At 63.0% G+C, this 25,655-nt stretch carries 21 protein-coding genes; 8 read left to right on the forward strand and 13 right to left on the reverse strand.

Annotation, left to right across the window (positions count from 1 at the left end; translation table 11 throughout):
• Positions 1-1,158 (forward strand): ATP-dependent metallopeptidase FtsH/Yme1/Tma family protein (locus AC0L2O_RS31675; RefSeq protein WP_473372531.1); only part of this gene is annotated, 1,158 nt, incomplete at its 5' end.
• Between the two features lie 670 nt (positions 1,159-1,828).
• On the opposite strand, the gene AC0L2O_RS31680 is transcribed toward AC0L2O_RS31675, so the two are convergent.
• The 3 genes from AC0L2O_RS31680 to AC0L2O_RS31690 all read right to left on the reverse strand — a co-directional run bounded on the left by AC0L2O_RS31680 (position 1,829) and on the right by AC0L2O_RS31690 (position 4,549).
• Entirely contained in the window at positions 1,829-1,987 is a 159-nt protein-coding gene (locus AC0L2O_RS31680) for a hypothetical protein (protein ID WP_369725097.1), read from the reverse strand.
• A gap of 75 nt (positions 1,988-2,062) precedes the next feature.
• Positions 2,063-3,334, reverse strand: a complete 1,272-nt coding sequence (oxlT, locus tag AC0L2O_RS31685; protein ID WP_473372532.1) for an oxalate/formate MFS antiporter — start codon at positions 3,332-3,334, stop codon at positions 2,063-2,065.
• A gap of 384 nt (positions 3,335-3,718) precedes the next feature.
• Entirely contained in the window at positions 3,719-4,549 is an 831-nt protein-coding gene (locus AC0L2O_RS31690) for a L,D-transpeptidase (protein ID WP_473372533.1), read from the reverse strand.
• A gap of 309 nt (positions 4,550-4,858) precedes the next feature.
• Here AC0L2O_RS31690 and AC0L2O_RS31695 point away from each other — a divergent pair, with 309 nt between their 5' ends.
• Complete coding sequence (locus AC0L2O_RS31695; protein ID WP_473372534.1) at positions 4,859-5,272, forward strand: GFA family protein; 414 nt, start codon at positions 4,859-4,861, stop codon at positions 5,270-5,272.
• 176 nt (positions 5,273-5,448) lie between these two features.
• On the opposite strand, the gene AC0L2O_RS31700 is transcribed toward AC0L2O_RS31695, so the two are convergent.
• On the reverse strand, positions 5,449-6,171 hold the full coding sequence (locus tag AC0L2O_RS31700; protein WP_369725094.1) for a winged helix-turn-helix transcriptional regulator: 723 nt from the start codon (positions 6,169-6,171) through the stop codon (positions 5,449-5,451).
• Between the two features lie 106 nt (positions 6,172-6,277).
• On the opposite strand from AC0L2O_RS31700, the gene AC0L2O_RS31705 reads away from it, so the two are divergent.
• Together AC0L2O_RS31705 and AC0L2O_RS31710 are read left to right on the forward strand one after the other, a co-directional pair.
• Complete coding sequence (locus AC0L2O_RS31705) at positions 6,278-7,408, forward strand: acyl-CoA dehydrogenase family protein (RefSeq protein WP_409189462.1); 1,131 nt, start codon at positions 6,278-6,280, stop codon at positions 7,406-7,408.
• Between the two features lie 302 nt (positions 7,409-7,710).
• Positions 7,711-8,517 carry an SMP-30/gluconolactonase/LRE family protein gene (locus tag AC0L2O_RS31710; protein ID WP_473372535.1) on the forward strand — a complete coding sequence of 269 codons (807 nt, stop codon included), beginning with the start codon at positions 7,711-7,713 and terminating at the stop codon, positions 8,515-8,517.
• A gap of 317 nt (positions 8,518-8,834) precedes the next feature.
• Here the strand turns inward: AC0L2O_RS31710 and AC0L2O_RS31715 are convergent, their stop codons facing one another.
• The 3 genes from AC0L2O_RS31715 to AC0L2O_RS31725 are packed head-to-tail and all read right to left on the reverse strand — an operon-like array spanning position 8,835 to position 12,298.
• The gene (locus AC0L2O_RS31715) at positions 8,835-9,419 is read right to left on the reverse strand and encodes a DUF1254 domain-containing protein (protein ID WP_369725088.1); all 585 of its coding nucleotides are present in this window, start codon (positions 9,417-9,419) and stop codon (positions 8,835-8,837) included.
• Entirely contained in the window at positions 9,416-9,994 is a 579-nt protein-coding gene (locus tag AC0L2O_RS31720; RefSeq protein ID WP_369725086.1) for a DUF1214 domain-containing protein, read from the reverse strand. Before AC0L2O_RS31720 ends, AC0L2O_RS31715 begins: the two co-directional genes overlap by 4 nt.
• 9 nt (positions 9,995-10,003) lie before the next feature.
• Complete coding sequence (locus AC0L2O_RS31725; protein WP_473372536.1) at positions 10,004-12,298, reverse strand: transglycosylase domain-containing protein; 2,295 nt, start codon at positions 12,296-12,298, stop codon at positions 10,004-10,006.
• Between the two features lie 293 nt (positions 12,299-12,591).
• Here AC0L2O_RS31725 and AC0L2O_RS31730 point away from each other — a divergent pair, with 293 nt between their 5' ends.
• Positions 12,592-13,107: a YcgN family cysteine cluster protein gene (locus AC0L2O_RS31730; RefSeq protein ID WP_473372537.1), complete on the forward strand. Its 516-nt coding sequence runs from the start codon at positions 12,592-12,594 to the stop codon at positions 13,105-13,107.
• Positions 13,108-13,274: 167 nt separating this feature from the next.
• Positions 13,275-14,858, forward strand: coding sequence for an MDR family MFS transporter (locus AC0L2O_RS31735; RefSeq protein WP_473372538.1), 1,584 nt, complete (start codon positions 13,275-13,277; stop codon positions 14,856-14,858).
• A gap of 6 nt (positions 14,859-14,864) precedes the next feature.
• On the opposite strand, the gene AC0L2O_RS31740 is transcribed toward AC0L2O_RS31735, so the two are convergent.
• From AC0L2O_RS31740 to AC0L2O_RS31760, 5 genes are all read right to left on the reverse strand, one after another.
• A complete protein-coding gene (locus AC0L2O_RS31740) occupies positions 14,865-16,577 on the reverse strand; it encodes an alpha/beta hydrolase (protein ID WP_473372539.1) in 1,713 nt (570 codons plus the stop codon).
• A 129-nt stretch (positions 16,578-16,706) separates the two neighbouring features.
• Entirely contained in the window at positions 16,707-17,096 is a 390-nt protein-coding gene (locus AC0L2O_RS31745; protein ID WP_369725081.1) for a response regulator, read from the reverse strand.
• A 2-nt stretch (positions 17,097-17,098) separates the two neighbouring features.
• Complete coding sequence (locus AC0L2O_RS31750) at positions 17,099-21,271, reverse strand: GAF domain-containing protein (RefSeq protein WP_473372540.1); 4,173 nt, start codon at positions 21,269-21,271, stop codon at positions 17,099-17,101.
• A 136-nt stretch (positions 21,272-21,407) separates the two neighbouring features.
• Complete coding sequence (locus AC0L2O_RS31755) at positions 21,408-23,135, reverse strand: thiamine pyrophosphate-requiring protein (RefSeq protein ID WP_473372541.1); 1,728 nt, start codon at positions 23,133-23,135, stop codon at positions 21,408-21,410.
• An 83-nt stretch (positions 23,136-23,218) separates the two neighbouring features.
• Positions 23,219-23,629, reverse strand: a complete 411-nt coding sequence (locus tag AC0L2O_RS31760) for a hypothetical protein (RefSeq protein ID WP_409189455.1) — start codon at positions 23,627-23,629, stop codon at positions 23,219-23,221.
• A gap of 242 nt (positions 23,630-23,871) precedes the next feature.
• On the opposite strand from AC0L2O_RS31760, the gene AC0L2O_RS31765 reads away from it, so the two are divergent.
• Positions 23,872-24,279: a hypothetical protein gene (locus AC0L2O_RS31765; RefSeq protein WP_409189454.1), complete on the forward strand. Its 408-nt coding sequence runs from the start codon at positions 23,872-23,874 to the stop codon at positions 24,277-24,279.
• A gap of 43 nt (positions 24,280-24,322) precedes the next feature.
• Here the strand turns inward: AC0L2O_RS31765 and AC0L2O_RS31770 are convergent, their stop codons facing one another.
• Positions 24,323-24,481 carry a hypothetical protein gene (locus AC0L2O_RS31770; protein ID WP_369725075.1) on the reverse strand — a complete coding sequence of 53 codons (159 nt, stop codon included), beginning with the start codon at positions 24,479-24,481 and terminating at the stop codon, positions 24,323-24,325.
• 292 nt (positions 24,482-24,773) lie between these two features.
• Between AC0L2O_RS31770 and AC0L2O_RS31775 the strand changes: the two genes are divergently transcribed.
• Positions 24,774-25,550 carry a class I SAM-dependent methyltransferase gene (locus tag AC0L2O_RS31775; RefSeq protein ID WP_473372542.1) on the forward strand — a complete coding sequence of 259 codons (777 nt, stop codon included), beginning with the start codon at positions 24,774-24,776 and terminating at the stop codon, positions 25,548-25,550.
• The last annotated feature ends 105 nt before the right edge of the window (positions 25,551-25,655 follow it).

Here is a 25,655-nt window from a genome sequence, read left to right on the forward strand (position 1 = left end):
GGCGTCGGCGCAGCCCGCGTGCGCGACCTGTTCCAGCAGGCGCACGACAAGGCGCCCGCGATCATCTTCATCGACGAACTTGACGCGCTCGGCCGTGCACGTGGCATCGGCCCGTTCGCCGGCGGGCACGACGAGAAGGAACAGACCTTGAACCAGCTCCTGGTCGAGCTCGATGGTTTCGACTCGCGCTCCGGCCTCGTCATCCTGGCTGCGACCAATCGCCCGGAAATCCTCGATCCGGCCCTGCTGCGCGCCGGCCGCTTCGACCGCCAGGTGCTGGTCGACCGGCCTGACAAGAAGGGCCGCCGCGACATTCTGGCGGTGCATATGAAGATTGTGCGGCTCGCCCCCGATGTCGACGTCGATGCCGTAGCCGGCTTGACGCCCGGATTTACCGGTGCCGATCTTGCCAATCTCGTCAACGAAGCCGCGCTTCTGGCAACGCGCCGCGGCGCCGAGGCGGTCGGCATGCGTGACTTCAACAACGCCGTCGAGCGTATGGTCGCGGGATTGGAGAAGCGCAACCGCCTGCTCAATCCGAAGGAGCGCGAGATCGTCGCCTATCACGAGATGGGGCACGCGCTGGTCGCGCTCTCGCTGCCCGGGGTCGATCCCGTGCACAAGATCTCCATCATCCCGCGGGGCGTCGGCGCGCTCGGCTACACCATTCAAAGGCCGATCGAGGACCGCTTCCTGATGACCAAGGAGGAGCTGGAGAACAAGATGGCCGTTCTGCTCGGCGGCCGCGCGGCAGAGTTGATCGTGTTCGGTCATCTCTCCACCGGCGCGGCCGACGATCTGCGCCGCGTCACCGACATCGCCCGCAGCATGGTGACGCGCTACGGCATGTCGGAAAAGCTCGGCAGCGTCGCCTACGAGCGCGATCCCGGTAATTTCCTGGCGAGCGCCGACCGGCCCTATCCGGTGCGCGAGCGCGACTATGCCGAGGAAACCGCGGCCGCCGTCGACCGCGAGGTCAAGGATATCGTCGACCGGGTCCTTGAGCGGACCGAAGACCTGCTGACGACGCGCCGTTCGATCCTGGATCGTGCCGCCAAAAAGCTGCTGGAAAAGGAGACGCTGGAGCAAAGCGAGATCGATGCGCTGATCCGGGAGATGCCCAAAGAAGGCGCGAAGGAAGGTCTGCGGGCCGTTTGAGCAGCCGGCCGTTGAGTAGGCTCCGCGGCATTGCCAGCTTTGCAGCGGGCTAGGTCTGATGGCTGTTCGCAGTCGGCTGCCGAGGCTCGGCGGCGTTTTGGTGCGGGGAGGGCGCGTGGGAAACCATAGGCGAAGAGATTTCTGGCGCGCCCGGCGCGTCGTTTGGCGGATGCGGCGCTCTGTGTTCAAGATACAGCTGGCCCGCGACCAGCATGATGCCGGCGCTTAGCAGCACAAGGCTTATGCCCATGAGATCTCGATAATCGTCCATTCGATGTCACCGGCCCCGTCGATCGATCAGAGAACGCCAGTGCTTGTAGGTCGTTCCCGTCGTCTTGATCGATTGCACCGGCTGCCGATCGGCCGCGGCCGTTCAGCAGCCACTGCGGATCCGAAGATACAGCTGACACGATGCCTATGGCAGATTACGGCCCTGGCCCAATTCGCGAGGAGGATCGCGCCTATCTCGAATCCCTCATCCGGGAGGATTTCGCGCGATGCCATCGCGGCGACACGCTGGACGATCTTAAGCGGGGTGCTTCGTTTTCGAAGGAGGATAGGGGATTGTTGCGGGATTGGATGGTGATAGCGGTTCGACGGGCCACAGCCGATCGGGGCAAGGGATCGACCCGATGGAGCGGCGGTTGAGGTGTATCGGCGCGGCTGTCCATCAGCCGAGCTGTCCCGTGAGCAGAAACGCGTGCGCAATAGCGGGATCGTGGTGGGCGAGGAGCAGGCTCAAGCACCACGGCAGGAACGAGGCCAGCGCGATCAGCTGAAACTCGGACGCCAGCGGGAATCGGGTTCTGACTGGCAGCTCAGTGGGCAAGGGGACGCCTCCTTTCCGCGAAGTCCCTCGCGTGAGTGCTTCGCCAGCATGCGCGTCGCATTAACGGCCTCGGCTTCAGCCGTTGCTCAGGAATCGCTGCCGCAACGGCTTGAGCACAAATAGAGCCAATGCCACCACCGCGAAGTTCATGATGGCAGTCAATACGAATACCAAATGCCAACCGCCGCTCGCTGATTTGATGAGATTGGCAATCGGCACGAGGAAGGCCGACGCGCCTTTGGCCGTGTAGAGCAGGCTGAGATTGACGGTTGCAAATTTGGTTCCGAAAGTGTCCGTGCACGTGGACGGGAATAGGCTGAAGATTTCACCCCACGTCAGGAAGATCAGCGCAGCGAAGAGAACGAATGCCCAGGGGGCATGACCCAAAGTCCCCAGCAACCAGTATGCTACTCCGCCCAGACCGAACGCGATCGCCATGGTGTATTCGCGGCCAATCTGGTCTGAGATCCAGCCAAACAGAGGACGCGCTCCACCATTGCAGATGCTGTCGACGACCAGCGCCACGCTCAGCGCCGACGCGCCGAACAGGATCGCCACGTTCCCAATATTGAAGTCCTTGGCAATCGGTGCGATCTGCGCGGTTGCCATCAACCCGCTCGCCGACACCATGATGAACATGATGTAAAGTAGCCAGAATACCCCGGTGCCCAATGCTTGCCGAGGCGTGTAGCTACGCGTCGTCTGCATCACTCTTGGTGCGGCGACGCCGACCATCTCGTCGAGATCCGGTGCCCGCAAGAACCACGCCAGGACGAAGACAAGTCCACCCTGGACCAGCCCGAACCAGAAAAAAGCTGCTTGGTATCCGGCAGCATCGATCACTGCGCGAATAGGAACGACGGTCAGCGCTGCGCCGGCCCCGTATCCGGCAGCCGTAAGACCGACGGCCAAACCGCGACGGTCGGGAAACCATTTGACTGCTTGGCCGACGCAGGTCGCGTACACCGCTCCGCCTCCAGTGCCGCCGACCACCGCACCGAGATAGAGCATTGCGAGAGATTCTGCGTACGCGTTGATCATCCAACCGAGAGCGACCAGGATGCCTCCAACCGCCACGACCAGCTTGGCGCCACGTCGTCCGCCGAGACTGTCAACGATCCAGCCATGGATCGGCGTCAGCCAGGTCTCGAGGGCAATGAAGATGCTAAATGCAACTTGGATCGATGCGATCGACCAGCCATGTGCCTGGCTGATCGGATTGACGAAGAGCGTCCAGCCGTACTGCAGGTTGGCGATCAGTACCATGCATAGGACGCAGCAGATGAGCTGACTTCGCCGCGTCGCCGGAACTGCGGGTGATCGGGAATCAATGGTTGCTGTCGTCATGTTTCCGTCCCTGTTGGCGGCATTGATGTGCCGACGGTTGGCCAGTCATTCGAGGCAGGGACGCCCGCGTATTTCTGAGTTTCGGGGTGGCTAGTTAGAGTCAAGCTTAGTTCCCGAACGTAGGCCTCTTTCCATCTGCCAAGTACGAGGCGGGATTACACTGACCGTTGAATGAACGGCAGGTCCGGAAAGTTCCACATGACGTTCTAGTCCATTCGTCGCGCAGGCAGGAAATGGCCGGTTACTTTGCATCCGCAAAGGGGCCGGCGGCCTGCGGACCTGTTGGTTTCCTTTCTGCGTCTGCGCCGTCTTTTCACTGCAATTTTCCTGGGAGCGCGGCGTAGGGAATCCGGCAGAGAGCGGTCGACCCGGCGGAGCGGCGCTTCAGATGTTCTGCGCGGTCATCGCTGAGGGCCGGTTCGACGGTGACGCCGGATCCGGCGATCGGAAGGCGGCCTCGGGCGGCGCTCCCTGGGATGGTCGATGGGCTGCGGTTGTGGGAAGCACGATCACTTTCGCTCCGACTTTCACCCGCTCGTAGAGGTCAACGACGTCCTCATTGGTCAGCCGGATACAGCCGGACGAAACCCGCCTCCCGATCGTATCGGGCTTGTTGGTGCCGTGAATTCGATATTCGGTCTCGCCCAGATACATCGCCCGGGCGCCGAGCGGGTTACCGGGACCGCCTGCCATGAACCGCGGCAGATAAGGCTGTCGTACGAGCATCTCTGCAGGCGGACGCCAATCCGGCCATTCCATTTTACGCGCCACACTCTGTTCGCCGGACCATGTGAAACCTTCACGGCCGACACCGATGCCGTAGCGCATCGCTTGCGCGTCGTTCAGAACGAAATAGAGGAATGTGTTTTTGGTATCGATGATCACGGTGCCCGGCGCCTGGTGGCTGGCGTAGTCGACCACCTGCCGAACAAACGCTCCGGGACCATCAGCGGCTTTTGGTGGTTCGACCAGAGGGGCCGGGACCGAAATCGGAGCCGGAGCTGGCGCCGATGCATGAACCGGAGCTGCCACGTAGACCGGAGTTGACGATGCCTGGGCTTGGGGCGCAGACGGCTTTCGTATCGGTTGCACGCTCAAGGGGCGAGACAGCAAACCGTAGCCCAATGCGGCGAGGGCCACAGCGCCAATTGCAACTCTTCCGGCCATCGGCAGTGCGAGCGTCTCAGCCTTTCCACGCTTGGCCCGCTTCCTCATGTCTTTCCCCAGGTCACCATGCCCAGAAGAGGTACCCGGCAAAATTTAAGAAAGTTCGAAGCGATGTCGCCCAGATGGGAACCGTCGGCAGTGGTTAACGGCGCACTCCTGTGCGGCAGCATGGAAATTGCGCAACGCGCAGACGACCATTCAGGCGTTTTGTCTTCCGCAGTCTTGCGAAAGAGGATATTCTGTCAGCTGACGCATGCGACCGTTGCTTCGGTCCCGCGGGCTTTGCTCCTCCGCCCATCCTGCGTCTCATCCCCACATTCCGACGTAACCTCACCGAGAAAGACGGGAGACGATCCCATGGCTAATGCCCAATGCCTTTGCGGCGCTCTTTCACTGAAATTGCGAGAAACCTCAAAGCTGATTGTCGCGTGTCATTGCCTCGCCTGCCAGCGACGAACCGGTTCGCCATTCGGCCTCGGCGTTTTCCATGCAATCGACACCGTCGAGATCTCAGGAACGGCTACGGAGTTCATTCGCGTCGGCGATAGCGGCCGTAAGGTGCGATACTATTTTTGTCCAACATGCAGCTCGACGGTCTATTGGAAGCCCGACGCCTTGCCATCTCTCATCGGCGTCGCGGTTGGCGCGCTCGGCGACCCCAGCTTTCCGGCTCCCGCCTTTTCGGTATTCGAGCGGTCGAAGCATCATTGGGTCCACGTTGATGAGGCAGTCGAGCATTTCCAGACAAGCGGACTGCAAAGAGGGACCTGAGCGCCGTGACGAAGTGCAGAAACGACCTTCTACGACCTCGAGCGTGCCACACTGGGAAAGTCACATCTCAGATGGTCTCAACAGCAGACATCACCGGCCCCGGTCGGGAGATCAGAGATGGGCCAACAGCTGCCATTCTACAAAGCCGATTGATGCCGGCGACAGAGATGCTCTCTCTACTCGGCTGAAGCTTCACTCTGTCCGGTCGGCTTGCGTCCCGCCGGCGCGAACATACTCAGCGCGAACCACGAGTGAAACGCGGTCACGTCATCATGTGATCCGTCAAGACGCAGCTGCCCCTCCCGAATTGCCTGGTTGAGCGAAATGTGGCCCAGCCAGACCTGCGTCAGGACGTGTAGACTGGCGCCGACGAATAGGTCAACATCAAAGCCTGGAATGCGATAGCAAAGATCAACAATGCCGTGCTCGAATATCAACCAGTAGCGGCGGCGGCTGATTGGGACGCCTGACAGCTGAAACTCAACGACGTACCGCCCATCGCGCGGCGAAGCTCGGGCCGCAACGTTGCGACGGATATCCCACATCAGAAGGTCGGGATCCAGGTTCGCTGTATCGACAAGATCGTGACGCAGCCAGCGCTGCGCCCAAATGCCCATGCTCTCCACTACCGGAAATAGTTCGCGCCCGGCTGGGGTCAGATGGTACTCAAAACTACGCGCCTCACCGCGCCGCCGCTCGACGATGCCGGCGAACTGCAGCTGTCTGAGGCGCTGTGCCAACAGTGCCGAGGACATGCGCGGCACCCCGCGCTGCAAGTCGTTGAACCGAATGCTGCCACACAACAGCTCACGAATGACGAGCGGCATCCATCTTTCCGCCAGTATCTCGGCGGCAAGGGCGATGGGGCAGAACTGACCGTATCCTCGCTTTTCCGCCATGCCAAATTCCGGCTGAGATCATGAACCGCGCCGCTTCAATTTTTAAAGTTGCCCGCGCCGGCTGTCGATAACAAGCTGGCAAAATGTACCAAACGGAGGTTTGGCTATGACGCGAGTTCCCCACCTGCAAGAGCTTGTTCAAGTCCTCGGCCCGCGCTTTGCGGAAGGCGCCGCCGAACGCGACCAAGGCGACGTCTTTGTCGCCGAGCACTACCACGGGCTGAAACAACACAAAGTATTCTCGGCCCTTGTTCCCACCGAGCTTGGCGGCGGCGGCCTTCGCCACAGCGCGATGTGCGCCTTCCTGCGCCAGCTCGCCCATTATTGCCCGTCGACCGCGCTGGCGTTGTCGATGCATCAGCATCTCGTTGCCGCGGCCGTCTATAATCACCGCAACGGCGGGCCGGGGAAGAAGCTGCTGGAGCGGGTCGCGGCCGACGAGACGGTTCTAATCTCAACTGGCGCGAATGACTGGATGGAATCGAATGGTACGGCTGAGCGCGCCGACGGCGGCTTCCGCGTTAAGGCGCGAAAGCCATTCGGTAGCGGCTCGCCGAGCGGCGGCATATTGGTGACGTCAGCTCCCTTTGAAGACCCTAAGGAGGGCTGGCAGGTTCTACACTTTGCAATTCCGTTCACAGCCAACGGCGTCTCGCTCGCTGACGATTGGAAAACCCTCGGCATGCGCGCCACTGGCTCGCAGTCCATCATACTTGATGATGTCTTTGTGCCCGACGGCGCCATCGCCTTGCGTCGGCCACGCGGTCGCTTCCACCAAGCGTGGAACGTCATTCTGACTGTGGCAATGCCGCTGATCATGTCGGTCTACGCTGGCGTGGCCGAGGCCGCGGCCGCCATCGGCATGGAGCAGGCAAAAAAGCGCAAAGGCGATCCAACCGTGCCCTATGTGCTCGGTGAACTCACCAATCAGTTGACGATCGCACAGCTTGCCGTGGACGATATGGTCCGCTTGGCGGACGATCTGGAATCAGCGACGAACCTGGAAATGGCGAACGCCATGCTGGTGAGAAAAACGATCGTCGCCGAGCACGTCTTGGAGACCGTCGAGAAGGCGTTGGAGGCGGCGGGCGGCGCCGGCTTCTACCGCAAGATCGCTCTTGAGCGGTTCTTGCGCGATGCACACGCTGCGCAGTTCCATCCATTATCCGCAAAGCGCCAGCACCGATTCACCGGCCGCATTGCTCTCGGCCTCGATCCGATAACGGACGCAGCATGATTCACATTGAGATCGAATACCGCCGGAGCCACCTCCCGCCCCGGCGGCCGTTGCGGTTCGCCCAATTCCGGTCCGGGTCACAAGGCGAAGAGCTCAAGCTGAGCAAATCTAGTCCGCCGTTGCTCTCTGAGCAGACCTCTGAGGGTCCGGTACTTCGTCGCCGAGGCCAAGAGAGGTCCTCAGCAAAGCTGGCGCGAAAGCCCTTTACGCGTCGGGTGTCACCCGCGCCGGCACATAAACATTCGCGTGGCTGTCGGAATTGTCTGGTCGCGAGCGTCCTTAGGTTTCAAGGAGGCAGTTTCATGATCCGATCGCGTGAAGTTTCGATCGTGGCCGATGCCCGCGGTCTGGTGGAGTCGCCACGCTGGCACCAAGGACAGTTCTGGTTCGCTGACTGGAGTGCTGGCGAAATTCTTTCAATCGACGACCAGGGAGCGTGCCAAGTGCGAGCTCGCGCGCCGGCACCGCCATTGTGCTTCGATTTCGCCGCAGACGAGGAAATGCTGATCGTTTCGGCTGCGCAGGGATTGCTCCTCAAGCAGCACGCGAGCGGGGAAGTCGCCAATTTTGCAAGACTCGGGCCGGGCATGTGGAACGAGATCGTGGTGGATGGCCGAGGTAACGCCTACATCAATGGCCCTTCCTTGCTGCTGATCCGGCCTGGCGGACAGGTCTCGCAGGAAGCAGACGGATTCGCTTTTCCCAATGGAATGGCGATGTTCCCCGACAACCGCACGCTCATCGTGGCAGAGTCGCACGCGAAAAGGCTTACCGCCTTCGACGTGTCGTCAGATGGCCATCTCTCAGGCCGCCGCGTTTGGGCGCAGCTCGAGGGACCGCCAGACGGCATTTGTATCGATCAGGAAGGCGCCATTTGGTACGCCGACGTCCCCAATTCTTACTGCCGACGGGTCAAGGAGGGGGGCGAAGTGCTGGATGAGGTACGTCTCGACCGCGGAGCATTTTCCTGCGCGCTGGGAGGACCTTCGCGACAGACCTTGATGATTACCGCAGCGAAATGGTTTGGAATGGACCGAATAGCCGACGTTGCGGGCACCGGGCGAATCTTCACGCTTCCGGTGTCTGTAGCCGGCTCTGGTTGGCCATGACGCCAATAAGTCGCTTTAGAAAACTGTGGCCTGACCGAACAAGTATCTCAGGCGACAACGGAAGCAACCGAGAAATCCCCCGAGCCTGGCAATCTGCTCCGGCACGAAAAAACCCGCGGCGGATTGCTCCGCGCGGGTATTACGAAATTCCGATGATGTCATTCTGCCAGTGTTTTGCCCGACGAGTCAAACGCCGATGTGCGCAGCAGATTCCTGTCGCGGACCGGACAGCACTAGTCCAATGATTTCAATGTCCCGGCTACTGTGCATGGGGTTGTTTTGCAGCTTTTTTGTTCCGGCCGCAAAGCGGTGCGAGTTCACCGCCGGCCGCGCGGTGCTTCGGCCTTGGCCGGCGGCTCGGTTTGCGGCGCGCAGGTGGCGGCCGCGAGCGAGGCCTGCGCCTGCGGCATCAGGCCCGGTTCGGCGGCGAGCGCCTTCATCACGATCAGGCCTGTTGTGCTCGGGGAGTCGATGATCAGGCGGTCGGCCGCGGTGATCTCTTCGTCCTCGGGCAACTCGTTGTGCTGCGGCTCGGTCATGAGGTCGAGCTCGATCACCTTCTTGCCCGCCGAGCGGTCGTTGATGGCGTAATAGGCGATCTCGTTGCGGGTGTAGAACGACACCGAGGTGTAGGCCTGGCTCACCGGCACCGTGAGCTTGATCGGGCCGCCCGACAAATCGTAGCGGCAGATCGCCAGCGCAAACGCCGGATCCATGAACGGCATCGGTGAGGTCTGGGGATCGGCGAGCGGAAGCGCGGTCACGGCGTTGAGCTTGGTCATCGGCGTCAGCCGCGAATAGGCGTCCTGCGTCGCGATCCGCGGCAGCGCCAGCACGCTGACGAGGTGGACGACCAGACCCAGCACGATGCCGGCAATGATGGTGAACGCGAGCCGGATCATGAGCAGCCCACCGTCGCGATTGTCGGCATCGGCGCGTCGCGCTTGGTCCGCGTCGCAACGCCGACCGGGGTATCGTAAAGCCGAAGCATCAGCGCGTAGCGCTCGATGCCGCCGGTCGGCAGCCAATTGCCGGAGCGCGAGCGCGAGGCGATGCGGATCTCGAATGAGCCGTCGGACTGGCGGACGATCTCCTGGCTGGTGAAGCCGTAGCGCTGCAGCGAATTGGCGACGAGATGGCCCTTGCGGTCGTAGAGCGTCAAGGTCCAGAACCGCGCCGGCGGCGTCACGCCGGAGACGACGACGTCGCAGCGGCCGTCGAGCGCCTTCTTCTTGTCGTCGGCGGTCGCGGTGAAGGCGACGCCGTCGCCGGTGCCGATCGGCAGTTCGCCGTTGCGCACGATGGTGGCGCGCGAATAGGGATCAACGTCGGCGGTGCCGGTGCGCGGCCGGGCCGTCCAGGGACCGATGGTGAGCGCGCCGATCTCGGTGCCGCGCGTGGTCGTCATCCAGGTCGCGCCGACGCCGACCACGGTCGCGAGCAGGAGGGCCGTCAATGTGATCAGGATCAGCCGCACGGGATACGATCAGTTCTTGCGCGGGGTGGATGAGTTCGCATTGTCCTCCGCCGCATAGTTCTGCGGAAAGGCGAGCGCGCTGGTCGATGACGCCGGTTTGGCCGGCTTGGTCGCGTCGTCGGCCGCCGCCTTGGTCGCGGTCTTGGCCGCGTCGTCCAAAAGCTTCTCGACCCGCACCAGAATATCGGCGCCGCGCTTGGTCAGTACCGGCGGCGGACCGGGCTTGGTCTCCAATATCTTCGGTGCCGCATTGGCCTGCGCGTTGGCGACCCGCTCCGGCGGCAGCTTCTGGCCCATGCCGACGCCGGGGATCTCCCTGACCTCGACGCCCTGATGGGCCGCGAGCATGATGTCGTGCCAGGTCTGCGCCGGCAGCGAACCGCCGGTCATGCGGTTGGTCGGCGAGTAATCGTCATTGCCGTACCAGACCGCGCAGGTGAAGTTGCCGGTGTAGCCGACGAACCAGGCATCGCGATACGCATTGGTGGTGCCGGTCTTGCCCGCGGTCGGAATGCCGTCAAGCGCGGCGCGGCGCGCGGTGCCTTCGCTGACGACGTGGCTCATCATGCCGGCCATGTCGGCGGCAATGTTCGGCGGAATGGCCTGGCGCGGCTTCGGACCGTCGCGGTCCCAGCGCCAGACCAGGTCGCCGGCGCCGGTGCGCACCTCCAGCACCGCATGCGGGGTCACGGCCTTGCCGCGGTTCGGGAAGGTTGCATAGGCGACGGCGTGCTCGAGCACGGTGACTTCATCCGAGCCGATCGGCAGCGACGGCGTGTCGGGCAGGGGGGCCTTCAGGCCGAAGCGGCGGGCGACTTCGACGATCTTGGCCCGGCCGATCTTGGCCGGGTTCGGTGCCTTCGGCTGCTCCTTCTGGCCGATCGCGATCGACAGCTTCACCGGGACCACGTTGATCGAGCGCGTAATCGCCTGCGTCAGCGTCACGGCGCCGGAATAGGAATGGCCATAGTTCTGCGGACACCAATTGCCGATGCAGACCGGGCCGTCGATCACGATCGAGTTCGGCGTAAAGCCGTTCAGCAGCGCGGTGGTGTAGACATAGGGTTTGAATGACGAGCCCGGCTGGCGGTAGGCGTCGACGGCGCGGTTGAACTGGCTTGCGCCATAGTCGCGGCCGCCGACCATGGCACGGATGCCGCCGTCGAGATCGGAGACAACGGTCGCGGCCTGGGTCGCGTGATAGTCGCGGCCGAACTGGCGCAGCTGGTTCTCGATCGCGTCTTCCGCCGCCTTCTGCACGTTGGTGTCGATCGCGAGGCGCACCACGAAAACGCGCTCGGTGTAGGATTTCGGGAAGGTGTCGACCAGCTTGCGCATCTCGTCGAAAGCGTAGTCGAGATAATAGTTCGGCGAGGCCTCGTCGCGGCGGTCGACGGCGAAGGCAGGATTACGGCGGGCGCCGAACACCTGGCCCTCGGTCATGAAGCCGGCGTCGACGAGGTTGTCGAGCACGACGTTGGCGCGGGCGCGCGCGGCGGGCAGGTTGATGTGCGGCGCGTATTTGGTCGGCGCCTTGAACAGGCCGGCGAGCATCGCGGCTTCCGCCAGCGTCACGTCGCGCGCCGACTTGTTGAAGTAGAAATGCGCAGCGCCGTCGACGCCGAAGGTGCCGCCGCCCATATAGGCGCGGTCGAGATACAGCTTCAGGATCTCGTTCTTGGTCAGGCGCCATTCCAGCCAGACCGCGAGGAAGGCCTCGTTGATCTTGCGCTCGATGGTGCGCTCGTTGCTCAGGAACAGGTTCTTGGCGAGCTGCTGGGTGATCGACGAGCCGCCCTGGCGGACGCCGCCGGCCTGGGCGTTGGTGACCAGCGCGCGCGCGGTGCCGGCGATGTCGATGCCGAAATGGTCGTAGAAGCGGCGGTCCTCGGTCGCGAGCGTCGCCTTGATCAGTACGTCCGGAAAGTCTTCCAGCGGGATCGAATCGTTGTGCTTGATGCCGCGGCTGCCGATCGGGTTGCCGTAGCGGTCAAGGAAGGTGACGGCGAGGTCGGACTTCTTCAGCCAATCCTCGTCCGCGGTCTCGCGGAAGGCGGGGATGGCGAGCGTGAGCAGCAGGACCATGCCGCCGAGGCCGATCGTTGCGGCCTCCGACAGCGGTTCGATGAACACCCAGCGCTTCCACCGCCCGACATAGAAGCGGTCCATGAAGGTCGAGTAGCGCTCATAGAGTTCGCGGATGCCTTTGGCCGAGGAGAACAGCGAGGAGTCGATGCGCGCATCGAGATCCAGGAAGAAATTCCGGACCCTGGTCTTCCAATGCGGTGGTATGATCTGGCGCACCTAGAACCCTCGAGGCTCGGTTCGAAAGCGTTCAAGCACCCGGCCGGGGCGGCATCGAGACGTCTTGCGGGAATGTTGCGGCAAACCCAAGGCGCCCGGTTCGCGTCCGAGGGGACTTGCCGTTCCTTCTAGCCGAGCGGGACCCATAAACCAATGGCCACGCTTGCGATTTTGAACAACAGGCCTAATTGACCCCGGTTCATTACGGGCCTCACCCGAGCGCTGCTTGCAGTGCCATGGGCGCGCGCCCTAGATGACGTTAGCCGTAGCTCTTTCGAATCTTGATGAGGCGCATGACCGCAGCTCCCAAACGACCTTCAGGCCAGGAGGGTTTCTTCTGGAAAACCAAGACGTTGGAACAGATGTCTGGGGACGAGTGGGAAAGCCTGTGCGACGGCTGCGGCCGCTGCTGCCTGAACAAGCTCGAGGAAGAAGACACCGGCGAGATTTATTACACCCATGTCGGCTGCAAGCTGCTCGATGCCGGAACCTGCGGCTGCAAGGACTACGCGAATCGTTCCGCCAAGGTTCCTGACTGCGTTCGCCTGACGCCTGCCAATGTCCGCACCCTGAACTGGCTGCCGCCGAGCTGCGGCTACAAGCTCGTTGCCGAGGGGCGCGATCTCTATTGGTGGCATCCGCTGGTCTCCGGCGATCCCAACACCGTGCATGAGGCCGGCGTCTCCGTGCGCGGTCGGGTCGAGGGCAGCGAGGTAGAGATCCCGGATGACGAGCTTGAGAACCACATCGTGCAATGGCCGGCACAGCTGCCGAAACGGGCACGCCTGAAGCGACGTCCGAAGGACTGATGCGCCATCGCACTCCGACGACCATCACGCGTTCGGGATGGACCGGCGGCGGGATGCTCCCATGCGCCCGGGGGCCTGCCTGAGAAGGACTTTGCTGTCTAAATACATTTCATAGAACGAATCCTTCGCCGGCTTTGCGCCGCAACATCACGTCTGACACGCCCGAAATGAACAAGTTCGCACGGCAGAGCAGCCAGGCTGCCGATATCCAGACTTTGCCCGACGACATCGCCGACGAGCTGACCCGTCTTCCGGGCGAGGTCATCAGCGTCAGCGATGCTCCCTCCCTGGCGCCACCGGTGCCGCTGTCGCAGGACGAGGTTCGGACCATCGTCATCAGCCTGATGCTGACGATGTTTTTGGCCGCCCTCGACCAGACCATCGTCGCGACCGCGCTGCCGACCATCGGGCGCCAATTCCACGACGTCTCCAATCTCTCCTGGGTCATTACCGCCTACCTGCTCGCCTCGACAGCCGTTGCGCCGGTGTTCGGGACGCTGAGCGACATCTACGGCCGCAAGGCGATGCTCGTCGTGTCGCTGAGCCTGTTCATTGCGGGCTCGGTGCTGTGCGCGATCGCGCCGAGCATGCCGATGCTGATTCTGGCGCGCGGCCTGCAGGGACTCGGCGGCGGCGGCATCATGCCGGTGGTCCAGACCGTGATCTCCGACGTCGTCTCGCCGCGCGAACGTGGGCAATACCAGGCCTATTTCTCCAGCGTCTGGATGGTCGGCGGCATCCTCGGCCCCGTCATCGGCGGCGTGTTTGCCGAGCATCTGCACTGGTCGATGATCTTCTGGATCAACCTGCCGCTAGCAGCCGCGGCTCTCGCGCTGCTGCTGCCCAAGATGAAGAAGATCCCGGTGTTCCACCGCAAGCGCAAGGTCGACTGGCTCGGCGGCGTGCTGCTGATGGCCTCCGCCGTCGTCTTCATGCTGGTGCTGACCTGGGGCGGCACGCGCTTCCCGTGGCTCTCGCCGACAGTTCTGTCGATGGTGGGCGGCGCTGTCGCGCTCGCGCTCGTCTTCGTCTGGCATGCGCGCCGGGCCGACGAGCCGTTCCTACCGCTGCCGCTGCTCGGCGGGAAGGTCGCACCGTTCGCGTTGACCGCCGGCGGATGCGGCCTCGGCGCCATCACCGGCCTCACCGTGCAGCTGCCGCTCTATTACGAGTCCGTCTACCACCTCAGCGCCAGCGAGGCGGGGCTTGCACTGATTCCGCTCGCGGCGGTGTCGACCTGCGGCGCGGCGATTGCCGGCCGCACCATGGCGCGCGCCAAGCACTACAAGCGCGTCGCCATCATCGGCACCTCCTGGGCTGCGATCTGTGCGCTCGGCCTCACGTTGACGACGTTGCCGCTGTGGGGCCTGCTGACGCTGATGGCTGCCTTCGCGCTCGGGCTCGGCACGACCTTTCCGGTCTGCGTGGTCTCGCTGCAAAATTCGGTTGCCCGCCCCCAGGTCGGCACCATCACCGGCGCGATGAACTTTTTCCGCTCGCTGATGTCGTCGTTCACGGTCGCTGCGTTCGCCGCGATCCTGCTCATTGCGCTCGGCGCCGACGTTCCGCTCGCCGGCGAGCATCACGCCGCCGTCAACGCGATCCCCTCCGACGACATGCGGCACGCGTTCCGCTACGTCTTCGGCGCCGCCACGGCGCTGATGGCCACCGCCGCGCTCTGCCTGATCGCGATGGAAGAGCGGCCGCTCGCCGGTCCGGCCGTCGCGCAGCCGGTGGAGATGGCGGAGTAGGGACCTCTAGCCGCCGCGATCGGGATCGTCGTCGCGACCGCCTGCACTCGTCTTTCGCGCTTTTGCCGCAAGCTGCTCTTTAAGCCGCGCCAGCGCGTCGGCGGACCAGTCATGGACATCGGTGACCGCGACCCAGGCATCGACGTAGTGCTCGGGCGCGTAGACATGGCCAAAGCCCATCGGCGTCTCCGTCGCGACCGCCATGTCGAGGGCGAGCTGCAGCATCGTGACGATGGGATACCATCGCAGCTCCGGTGAGACGTCCGGTCCGCGCGGTGCCTTCATCCAGGCCGGGGGGCGATAGGCATCGCGATAGGCAAAGAACGTGATCGCGTCACTGGCATATTGCAAATAGACCACGCGCATCGGACCCCAGGGCGTATCTGGCGGCACCGTCGGCCCGTTCTGGTTCATGAAGCGGACGAAACGGCTGTCGCGGAATTTCGGCAACCACGCCGGCGAGCCCTGATTGCGGTTCGCGGTGATCGAGCGCCAGATGCGGCTCTCGAACGGCGGCCCGCTCCACAGCGCGCCGGCAATGGGATCGCCGATGGTCTCGAACAGCTCCGCGGATTTTTCCGAGTTCAGGGCACCGAGGCTCAGTCCGTGCAAATACAGTTTGGGCCGGGCGTCCTTTGGCAGCGTCGTCCAGTAGCCGTAGATCTGCGCGAACAGGGCGCGCGACGCCTCTGCTCCGTACTCCGGCTGAAACAGCAGCGACAGCGGGCTGTTGAGATAGGAATACTGCATCGCGACGCTGGCGACATCGCCGTGGTGCAGATATTCGACCGTATCCATCGCGGACGGGTCGATCCAGCCGGTGCCGGTCGGCGTGATGACGACCAGGACCTTGCGTTCAAAGCCGTGCTGGCGCTTGAGCTCCTCGAGCGCCAGCCTGGCGCGCGCCTGCGCGGTGTCGCGGCTACCCAAGCCGACATAGACGCGCACCGGGTCGCGCGCGGGCCGCCCCGTGACGGCACTGATCTCCGCTGCGGTCGGACCCGAGGCAATGAACCTGCGCCCCATGCGTCCGAGCTGCGTCCACTTCACCAGCGATGCCGGGCTTCCTGTTCGCTCAGCGGCGGTCGGCTGCGGCCGCTCGGGCTCCAGCAGGGCATCGACTTCGCGGAAGGACGAGTCGAGCGCGTGGAACGCCGTGCGGATCAGGACATTGCTGACGATCGACCAGAACAGCAGGGCTGCAACGACCACGCCGATCACGTTTGCAATCTTCCGCGGGATGACGCGGCTTTTGCGCGCGGCAAGGAAGCTCGCAGTCAGCGCGAACAGCCGCCCCAGCACCAGCAGCACCATGAAGGTGATCAGGGCGATGGCGCAGACCTTGAGCGGATGTGCGGTCTCGACCGGCGCCATCTTCATCACGGTGCGGATCGAGTTCTGCCATTCGGCCGTGCGCCAGAGAGCGACGATGACCACGATCAGACAGAAGGCTGCGACGAGCGCATTCGCAATCGACCGCGCGCGCGCCGACGGCTCGGGCAATTCGAGATAATGCCACAGCCGGCGCCACAGCACGCCGCTGAGATAGCCGAGCGCAAAGCAGCCGCCGGCGAGCACGCCTTGCGTGAGATAGCTGCGCGGGATCAGCGTCGGCGTCAGCGCGGCCGCAAAGAACAGCGCGCCCAGCATCAGGCCGACGCCGGACAGCGACAGCAATTGCCGCCGAATGAGCCATGCCGATGTTATGAGGACAGTCATGAAATACGCGCGGTCCGTCTCGCAAGCCGCCGAGTTGGCGGAGCAGGCGCCTACTCTAGCTGCATTCGTGCGGTGCGAACACCGTTGAGCAAGCGCTCGACATGAAAGGCGGCCATAGGGACCTGCTGCTCACGCACTCTGTCCGAGCCTGCTGTCGATCTCGTTCCTTAGCAGGGCAAAATCGATCGGTTTGGTCAAGAGCCCGTTGGCCCCGCTTTCCATCGCCTTGCGTCGTGTATCGGCGTCGCCATAGGCGGTGATCATGATGATCGGCACATCCGGGCAGATTTCCCTCGCCTTGGGGAGCATTTCGATGCCGGTCATGCCGGGCATGTTGATGTCCGACAGAATGAGGATCAGCGATTGTGCGGACGCGGCGGCAATGTGCGACAAGGCGGCCGGCGCCGAATTGGCAAAATCCATCACAAAGCGCTCTGCGCGAAGATCGCGGCGAAATTGCTGGCGGAACAAAGCCTCCACATCAGGCTCGTCATCCACCACGAGAACCATCACACCCACGGCTAACCTCTCGTTTCGTCTGAAAAATTGCTTTTGCGCGGCAATCGAATTGTAAATTCAGTAAACTCACCCGAATTCGTTTTCACATCAATCGTACCCCCGTGCTGTTTCACGATGATGTCGTGGCTCATGGAAAGGCCGAGACCGGTTCCTTCGCCGGCCGGCTTGGTCGTGAAAAAGGGATTGAATATCTTCTCCTTCACCTCGGGCGGAATGCCTGTGCCATTATCGCGGATACAGATTTCGACGTGCCCGCCATGGTCACGCGTCGAAGCACTCAGCACGGGCTCGAAGCCTGCGTCGTTCTCGCTGGCGCGTTTGCCCACCGCATAGAACCCGTTGGAGATCACGTTCAACAGCACGCGCGTGATTTCCTGCGGGAACGCCTCGACCATGCCGGCGGCTGGATCGAGCTCGCGCTTGAGGGTGATGTTGAACTGCGGCTGTTCGGCGCGCACCCCGTGATAGGCGAGGTTGAGGCTTTCCTCGACCAGCGCATTCACGTCGGTCGGCCGATGCTCGCCGCTGCCGTCGCGGGAGTGCAGCAGCATGTTCTTGACGATGGAATCGGCGCGCTTGCCGTGCTGCACGACCTTCTGCAGATTGTCCTTCAGAAGGCCTGTCAGCTCGTCGACCTCGTCGCGGACGCTCCCGGCGAGTGCCGTGGAGCCGAGCAGTTGGTTCAGCTCGTCCGTCAGCTCGGCCGAAAGTGCCGCAAAATTGTTGACGAAGTTGAGCGGGTTCTTGATCTCGTGTGCGATACCGGCGGTGAGCTGGCCGAGCGAGGCGAGCTTCTCGGTCTGCACCAGTCGATCCTGGGCGGTGCGCAACTCGTCGAGCGACGTAGCGAGCTCCCTGGTGCGGGCTTGCACCTCCTCGAACAGGCGGACGTTGCCGATTGCGATGACCGCCTGGTCGGCGAAAGTCTGGAGCAGCGTGATCTGCTTTTCGGTGAACGGGTGCATTTCCTTGCGGCGAAGCACGATCGCGCCAATGCTTTCGCTCTCGTGCAACAGCGGCACGCTCAAGATGCTGCGATGACCCATCCGGATCGCCAGCCCGCGTCCGTCGGAGAGGTCCGAATGGCTCTCATCGCTGATATCTTCGATGTGGACCGGTGCTTGATCGATGAACGCCCGCCCGGCTGCCCAGCGCCGGTTGATCGGCCATCTCTCCAGTCCGATCGGGATCGAGCCGTGATGTGCGCTGAAGCGAAGGAACTCACCGTCCTTCAGCAACACGCCGGCATCATAAGCCCCGCAAAGCTCGCAGGCGCTTTCCACGATGGCCTTCAATGTCGGTTCGACGTCGGTCGGTGAAGAGGCGATCACTCTCAGGATGTTGGCGCTGCCGGTCTGGTACGTCAGCGCTTCGCTGAGTTCGCGCGTCTTGGCCTGAACCTCGTCGAACAGCCGTGTGTTCTCGATCGCGATCACGGCCTGGTCCGCGAACATCGCGACGAGCTCGATGTGCTTCTCGGTAAACGAATTGGGCTCGCTCCGGTTGAGCGAAAAAGCGCCGATCAGCCGACCCTCGCGCATGAGCGGCACGGCGAGCGTGGTGCGATAGCGGGCGCGATTCTGCTCGCTGGTCAAACCGTAGTGCGGATCGGCCAGCACGTCCGGAATGCAGACGGGTTTCAGCGATGCGCCGGCGCGGCCGACGGCGGACGGGTGTCCAGGCCGCAATGGCCGGCGCTCCAGCATCTCGTGAACGTCCGGTGGGAAATTCCAGCTCGCCAGGATGCGGAAGACTTCGCCGTCGAAGCGGAAGAACATCGTCTGCTCGGAGCCGCACAGGCGGGCGGCTGTTTCCGAGATGGCTTCGAGAACGGGCCGTAGATCGGACGGCGAGCGGCTGATGACCGAAAGCACCTCGGTGGTGGCGGTCTGCCGCTCCAGTGCCTCCGTCAGATCGAGCGTCTTGGCCTGCACCTCGTCGAACAGCCGCGCATTTTCGATAGCGATCACCGCCTGGTCGGCGAAGGTCTGGACCAGCTCGACTTCGCGTTGCGAGAATTGTCCCTTTCGCTTGCGCGCGAGGGCAAACACGCCAATGCCGCGTCCCTCCCGCATCAACGGGACAAACAGGATTGACCTGAAATCAAGAGCCTCGCTGAACCTCTTGAGCGAGCCAATCTCCCTCTCCTCATCAACGTCAGCAATGTTTCGGATCGCGCCTGCAAGGAGGGTCCGGCCGATATAGGTTGAGTTGTCGGCCTGGAGCGGAGTCCGTCGGAGGAAGTCAGCTTGCGCGGGATCGGCGTCAGCCACGCCGCGCGCGACAAGGACATCACCTTCACGAATGTAGAGCGCGTTGAGCTCTGCCTTGCACAATTCGGCGGCCGAATGTGTCAGCGTGTTCATCACCGAATCCAGGTCGAAAGCCGAGCGGCTGATGACTTTCAGCACGTCGGCGGTGGCGGTCTGCTGCTGCAGCGCCTCGGTCAGATCGCGCGTTCTGGCCTGGACCTGATCGAACAGTCGGACATTCTCCAGTGCGATGACCGCCTGGTCGGCGAAGGTCTGGACCAGGTCGATCTGGCGCTCGGTGAAGGGCCCCGGCACCGGGCGCGACAGCGCCATGATGCCTTCGACCCTGCCGTCGCGGAGCAAGGGAACGGCGAGCACCGCGCGAATTCCGGCAAGGGCAGTCGCAGGCATGGTGATCTCGGGATCCGCTAGCACGTCGGCCACGCAGACCACCTGACCACTCTCGATCGCGCGTGCGATCGCGGAGTTTCGCCCGGCCTTTTGCGGATTTGACTTGAGAAACTGCACCCAATCCGGGTGTAGATCGGCGTAGGACGCCGCCTGGTAATTGAACCGCTCGCCGTCCCGCAAAAAGATGACGCCGCGCCGCGCGGCAGACAGCTCCACGGCGGATCGGATCAGGGTTTCGAGCACGGTTTGCAGGTCGAAAGCCGAGCGGCTGATGACTTTCAGCACGTCGGCGGTAGCGGTCTGCTGCTGCAACGCTTCGGTCAAATCGCGCGTCTTGGCCTGGACTTGCTCGAACAGCCGGACATTCTCGATCGCGATGACGGCCTGGTCTGCAAAGGTCGTCACAAGGTCGATCTGCCGCTGAGTGAACGGCTCCGGCTCCGTGCGCGAGAGACTGAATACGCCGATAGCCTCCTGCTCGCGGAGAAGCGGGACCGCCAGAAGGCTGCGGTAGCCACCCAGTCGCTGCACCTCATTCAGGCGATAATCCGGATCAGCCGTCACGTCGTGGAAATGAACGACAGTGCCAGTCGAGTAGGCGCGTCCAGCGCCGCTGCTCTGGTCCAGCGGCACCGGATTTTCGCGAAAGTGTTGCACCAGCTCGGGCGAGCAGCCGATCTGGGTCGCGAGGCGAAGCGCATCGCCCTCCCGCAGGAAGAAAGTACCGATGGGCGCATTGCACAGATCGAGTGCCGACCTGACCAGCGTTGTCAGGACCGCCTGCAGATCGAAGGCCGAGCGGCTGATCACTTTCAGCACGTCGGCGGTCGCGGTCTGCTGTTGCAGAGCTTCGCCGAGCTCGCGCGACTTCGTCTTCGATTCGTTAAATAGCCGCGCGTTCTCGATTGCGATCACGGCCTGGTCGGCGAAGCTCTGCTGCAGCGCGAGCTCCTCGGCCGTGAAAGGTTCGAGACGACCACGATGTATGATGAGTGCGCCAATGGCCCGTCCCTCGCGGCGAAGCGGCGTGCCGGATATGGTGCGGGTGCCGGCCGTCCGAGCCGGAGCTAACCCCGGCCACCGCGCCATTGCCGCCGGATCGTCGCAGTCGGGAACGTGGACCTGGCGGTTTTCGAGATAGACCGCGCCGGGCATGAACCGCGGCGTGATCGCGACATGCGCCAGCGGGATTGCGGCGGCGATCCGCTCCGAGCCGGCGCCGACCCGGAGCGTCCGGCCCCAGCGCTCGTCATCGGCGATCAGCAGCGAGACGCTGGACGCGCCGAACAGGCTCGCGGTCGTCTCGGCGACCTGCTGCAACGAGGCATCGGCATTGCCGCCCGCGTTGGCGATGGCGCGCAGAATCTCGGCGCTGGCGCTTTGGCGCTCCCGCGCCAGCGTCAATTCATGCTGCAGCCGCGCGTTCTCCGCGGTGCTTGACTGCAATTGCTGCTCGAGGTTGGCAATCCTGCCCCCGAACTCGGCCGCCATGTCCTGCGGAAGCGCCACCATTCCAAAAATCCAATTTGCCCGACGGCCTGCCGGCGTCGGGCCTAATTGCTTAATCCGGAAGGGATTATTCCATCATGGGACCGTTCAGGCTAGGAATATCCTTGCGCATATCGGGGGCGGCCCGCTCGGGCCGGGTTCAGGTGCCCGGCCGCGACACCTCCGTCTCCTTGCTGGTGATGAACTCCAGCAGCACCGGCACGCCTTCCTGCGTCTTCTGGATGCCGCGCCTGATCGCCGGCACGATCTCCTCCGGCCTTGTCACCCGCTCGCCATGGCCGCCGAAGGCGCGCGCCATCGCGGCATAGTCGCCGGAGATGTCGGTCGAGCGATATTTTTCGGTCGAGATCGGCATCACCTTCAATTCGATCGCCATCGAGAAATTGTTGAGCAGGACCGACATGATCGGGATGCGCTCGCGGACCGCGGTCTCGAAATCCATCCCCGTGAAGCCGATCGCCGCATCGCCCCAGACATTGATGCAGAGCTTGTCAGGCTTTGCGAGCTTGGCGCCCATCGCCAGCCCGAGGCCGTAGCCGAGCTGCGTGGTCTTGCCCCAGCCGAGATAGGACAGCGGCTCGACAGCCTTCCAGAACGGAGAGAGCTGATCGCGCGGGCTGCCGGCATCATGGGTGATGATGGTGTTGCGGATATCGACGGTGTGCTGCAGGTCCCAGAGCACGCGATAGGGATTGAGCGGCGCGTCGGTGCTGGCGAGTTTCGGCATCCATTTCGCCAGCCACTCCCTGTGAGAGGCGGCAATCTCGGCGCTGACCGCTGATGCATCGCGATCCCTGGTGACGGTCTTGTTGATCTCTTCCAACAGCGCATCGAGCACGAGGCCGGCATCGCCGACCAGGCCGATCCTGGCCTCCACATCCTTGTTGAGATGGTTCGGATCGAGCGTGGAATGGATGATGGTCTTGCCCCTGGGCATCGCGATGCCGAAGCTTGTCTCCGTGAAGGAGCAACCAATGCCGAAGATGACGTCGGCTTCACTAAGGAATTTCGGCACCGCGCGCGGCACTGCGAGGCCGCCGGAGCCGAGCGAGAGCGGATGGGTTTCCGGAAACGACGATTTGCCACCCAGGCTGGTGGTGACGGGAATGGCAAGCCGCTCGGCGAGCCGTTTCAGCTGCGGCCACGCCTGCGCGTAATGCACGCCCTGACCTGCGTAGATCACCGGACGCTTGGCGTTGACGAGGAGGGCGGCTGCTTCCCTCACATGCACGGGGTCTGCGCCGTAGCGGGTGCGCAGCACCGGCGTATAGTCGAGGGGCTCCGGCACGTCCTCGTTCCACATGTCGGCCGGAATCTCGACGATCACGGGACCGCCGCGGCCGTTCTTCAGCCTCGTGAAGGCGCGGCGGAAGATGTTGACGACTTCCGCGGCCAGGATGATCGGCTCGGATGATTTCGAGAACGCCTTCATCACCTCGCTGGAATTGAAGTTCGGTTCGATATGCGACAGCCGTCGCTGATAGCCCATCGGCAGCACCAGCACGGGCACGGATTCGCCAAAGCACTGCGCCACGCCGCCCATCGCGTTCTCCGCGCCGGGCCCGTGCTGCATGCAGAACGCGCCGATGGTGCGCCCCGACGTCACGCGCGAAATCGCGTCCGCCATGTGGATCCCGACGCGCTCCTGCCGCACCATCACGGGCCGAATCTCGGCCTTGGCCGCGTGCTCGATCAAATGGTTGACGGGATAACCGCAGAGGATCTCGATCCCCTCGCGCCGCATGATTTCCGCAATCGCAGTGCCGAGCTTCATGGCGTCTCTCTCCCTGGGGCAGGCCGGTTGGTCCGGCTGATTGGAGGAAAGAGGATCAGGAAATGGCGGGAGGGTAAAGCGCGGGCGGATCAAGGCTGCCGTAGGTCAGCTATGCAGCGCGGGCGTTCGGCTGATCGGAGTTGCCAGCCGCAAGTCGGCACGTCCGCGGGAACCGCCTACTTGCAGCTTTGACAGATCGTCAGCTTGCGTTTCAACGCCTCATCTTCCTGATCAAGCGACGGCTGCTCCGCGATGCCGTTTGCGTCCAGATTGGGCTTGGAGCCCTTCACTGCGCGAGACCGCTTCGGTCGCATTGCCTGATCGGGGGTGTTATCTTCGACAGTGCCAACGCTAAACCCATCGTAGTCGGTGGCAGGCCCAGGCAAGACTGAAGGTCCGCTGCTGGGCGGTGTCGACGACGCCCTGTCAGATGCTGCCGGAGGGTTTTTAGCGCCCGCTCGTGGCAGCGATGCTTTGGGCGGGGCCAGCGAAACCGGCGGCGTCGCCGAAGTCTGTGCTCTCGCGCTGTCCTGCGGCGAGAGGCCGACAAACGCGAAGCCAAGAACCAGGAGCGTCGCGCTTTTCATCCGCGTCCTCTAAACAGCTTTGGTCTAACGATTGACAGCAAGGCTCTCCGAGCCACGCTGCGTCAACAATATCAGCACACATGGCGGCCAATGTTGACGGAAATGGGGAGCGGGTTCAGCGCTGGCATGGATAGCGGGAAAGTCTAGCTTCACCCATCCTGCCCTTAATGGCTGCAGAAGAGAAGGCGGACGCAACCAAGTCACATTCAAGGTGTTGGATCGGGGGTCAGTCCTCGGGAGCCATGATGACCCAATACTCAGACCCTGTCCAATCCAGGCGAGCCGTGCTCCCTTGGGTCGTCGTTGCACTGGCGGTGATACTGGCCGTCGGTGGTTTCGTCTGGATGAACTACAAGATCGAGGCGCTGCAGCAGGCGGCCGCCCCGCAGCAAGCTTCCGGGGAGGAAGACGTCAGACAGGCGACGGCCGCTCTTGGGCAGACGGTGAAAGAGGTTCAGGCGGGCCAGCAAAAACTTGCCGAGGAGTTGGCCGACATTCAGAGAAAGCTTGCAGCAGAATCCGGCGAACGCAAGCTTCTGTCCGAGCAAGTCGGCGCCCTCAGCTCACGCGTCGACTCCCTCGCATCGGCAAACGCGGCGAGCACCGCGCCGGCGCCACAGGCTCCAAAGAACAGGCGCGCAAAGCAATAACAGGCGGCTTGCCGCGATGTCCCTGAAGCGCGGCCACTTGCCTTCAAAACAAAGCGGCGCTCAGAGCCTGTCCATACAACATTGCGGCGAGAAGCGAGACCAGCAGGCCGGCGCCAGAGAAAATCACGAGGATCTTGAGAGTTTCCACATCGACGTTGGTTCGCGTCGCGCGCGATATCGCCTTTGCAAATGCTGCCATCATCGTCAGCTCCGGAGCAGGCCGCGCGGGAGGCGTGGCCCCACTTCATCTAGCGCGATCCCGCGCGTTTGCGTGTGAAGCAGATTACAGGTGACTTGCGGCCCGATCATTCCGCCAGCGCCCGCTGCGGATTTCGCCGCGAGGCGTTGCAGCATGCGCGGATTCCGACCTCACACCAAATCGCCCCACGCTGGCGGTGCCTTTCGCGTGGGGCGACTAATTGTCCGCAGGGGTTGTGCAACGAACGAAGAACAGCTCTAATGAGACACCCTGCGGCGCCGATCAGGCAAATCTCATGGAGCAGCGTTTTACATTCAATCAAGTCGCGAGCGTCTACAGGGCTGCGCGTCCTGAATATCCCGATGCGCTTGTCGAGGATGTCGTGACATATGCCGATCTCAAGACGAAAGATCGAATCCTCGAGGTCGGCTGCGGTACGGGTCAAGCGACGGTGGGCTTCGCGAAGCGAGGCTTTCCAATACTCGCGATTGACCCTGGACCGGAAATGCTTCGTGCCGCACGTGAGGGCTTGGCAGACTTTGAGAACGTTGAACTGCTCGAGACCACTTTCGAAGCGTGGCCGGCCGACCAGGCAGGATTCCGGCTGATCATTGCCGCGCAATCCTGGCACTGGGTCTCTCCGGAGATGCGGTTCTCGAAAGCGGCCGAGGTGCTTCAGCGCGGCGGTTCACTCGCGGTGTTTGGGCACGTCCCGGTCGGAATACCCGCCCCGCTGCTTGAGCGGTTCAAAGAAATTTATCTGCGTCGAATCGGAAAATGGGGCTCGCCACCGGAGGCCTGGTACCTGCCAGACGGCCCCTTCAAAGACTGGTTTCACCAGTCAGGGCTATTCGAGCCAGTGAAGCACAAGTGCTATCCCTGGAAACGCCAGCACACGACATCAAGCTACACCGATTATTTGCGCTCGCGGTCGGACCACCGGATCTTGGAGGCAGCGAAGCGCGACGAGCTCCTCAGCGAACTCGCGAAAGCGATAGATGATTTCCAAGGGCAGTTTGAAATGGACTACGAAACCCATCTCTATATCGCCCGACGCATTGATCGCGTTTAACGGAACGGCATTCCGGGTTTTATCGACCTTTTGTCAATGAGCAGGACTTCTGTTGGGTCAGAAGCGCCTGTCATCGGGCGGCGCCGCGCGAACCATCGGCACGCG

Source organism: Bradyrhizobium sp. Kon10, assembly GCF_055807395.1.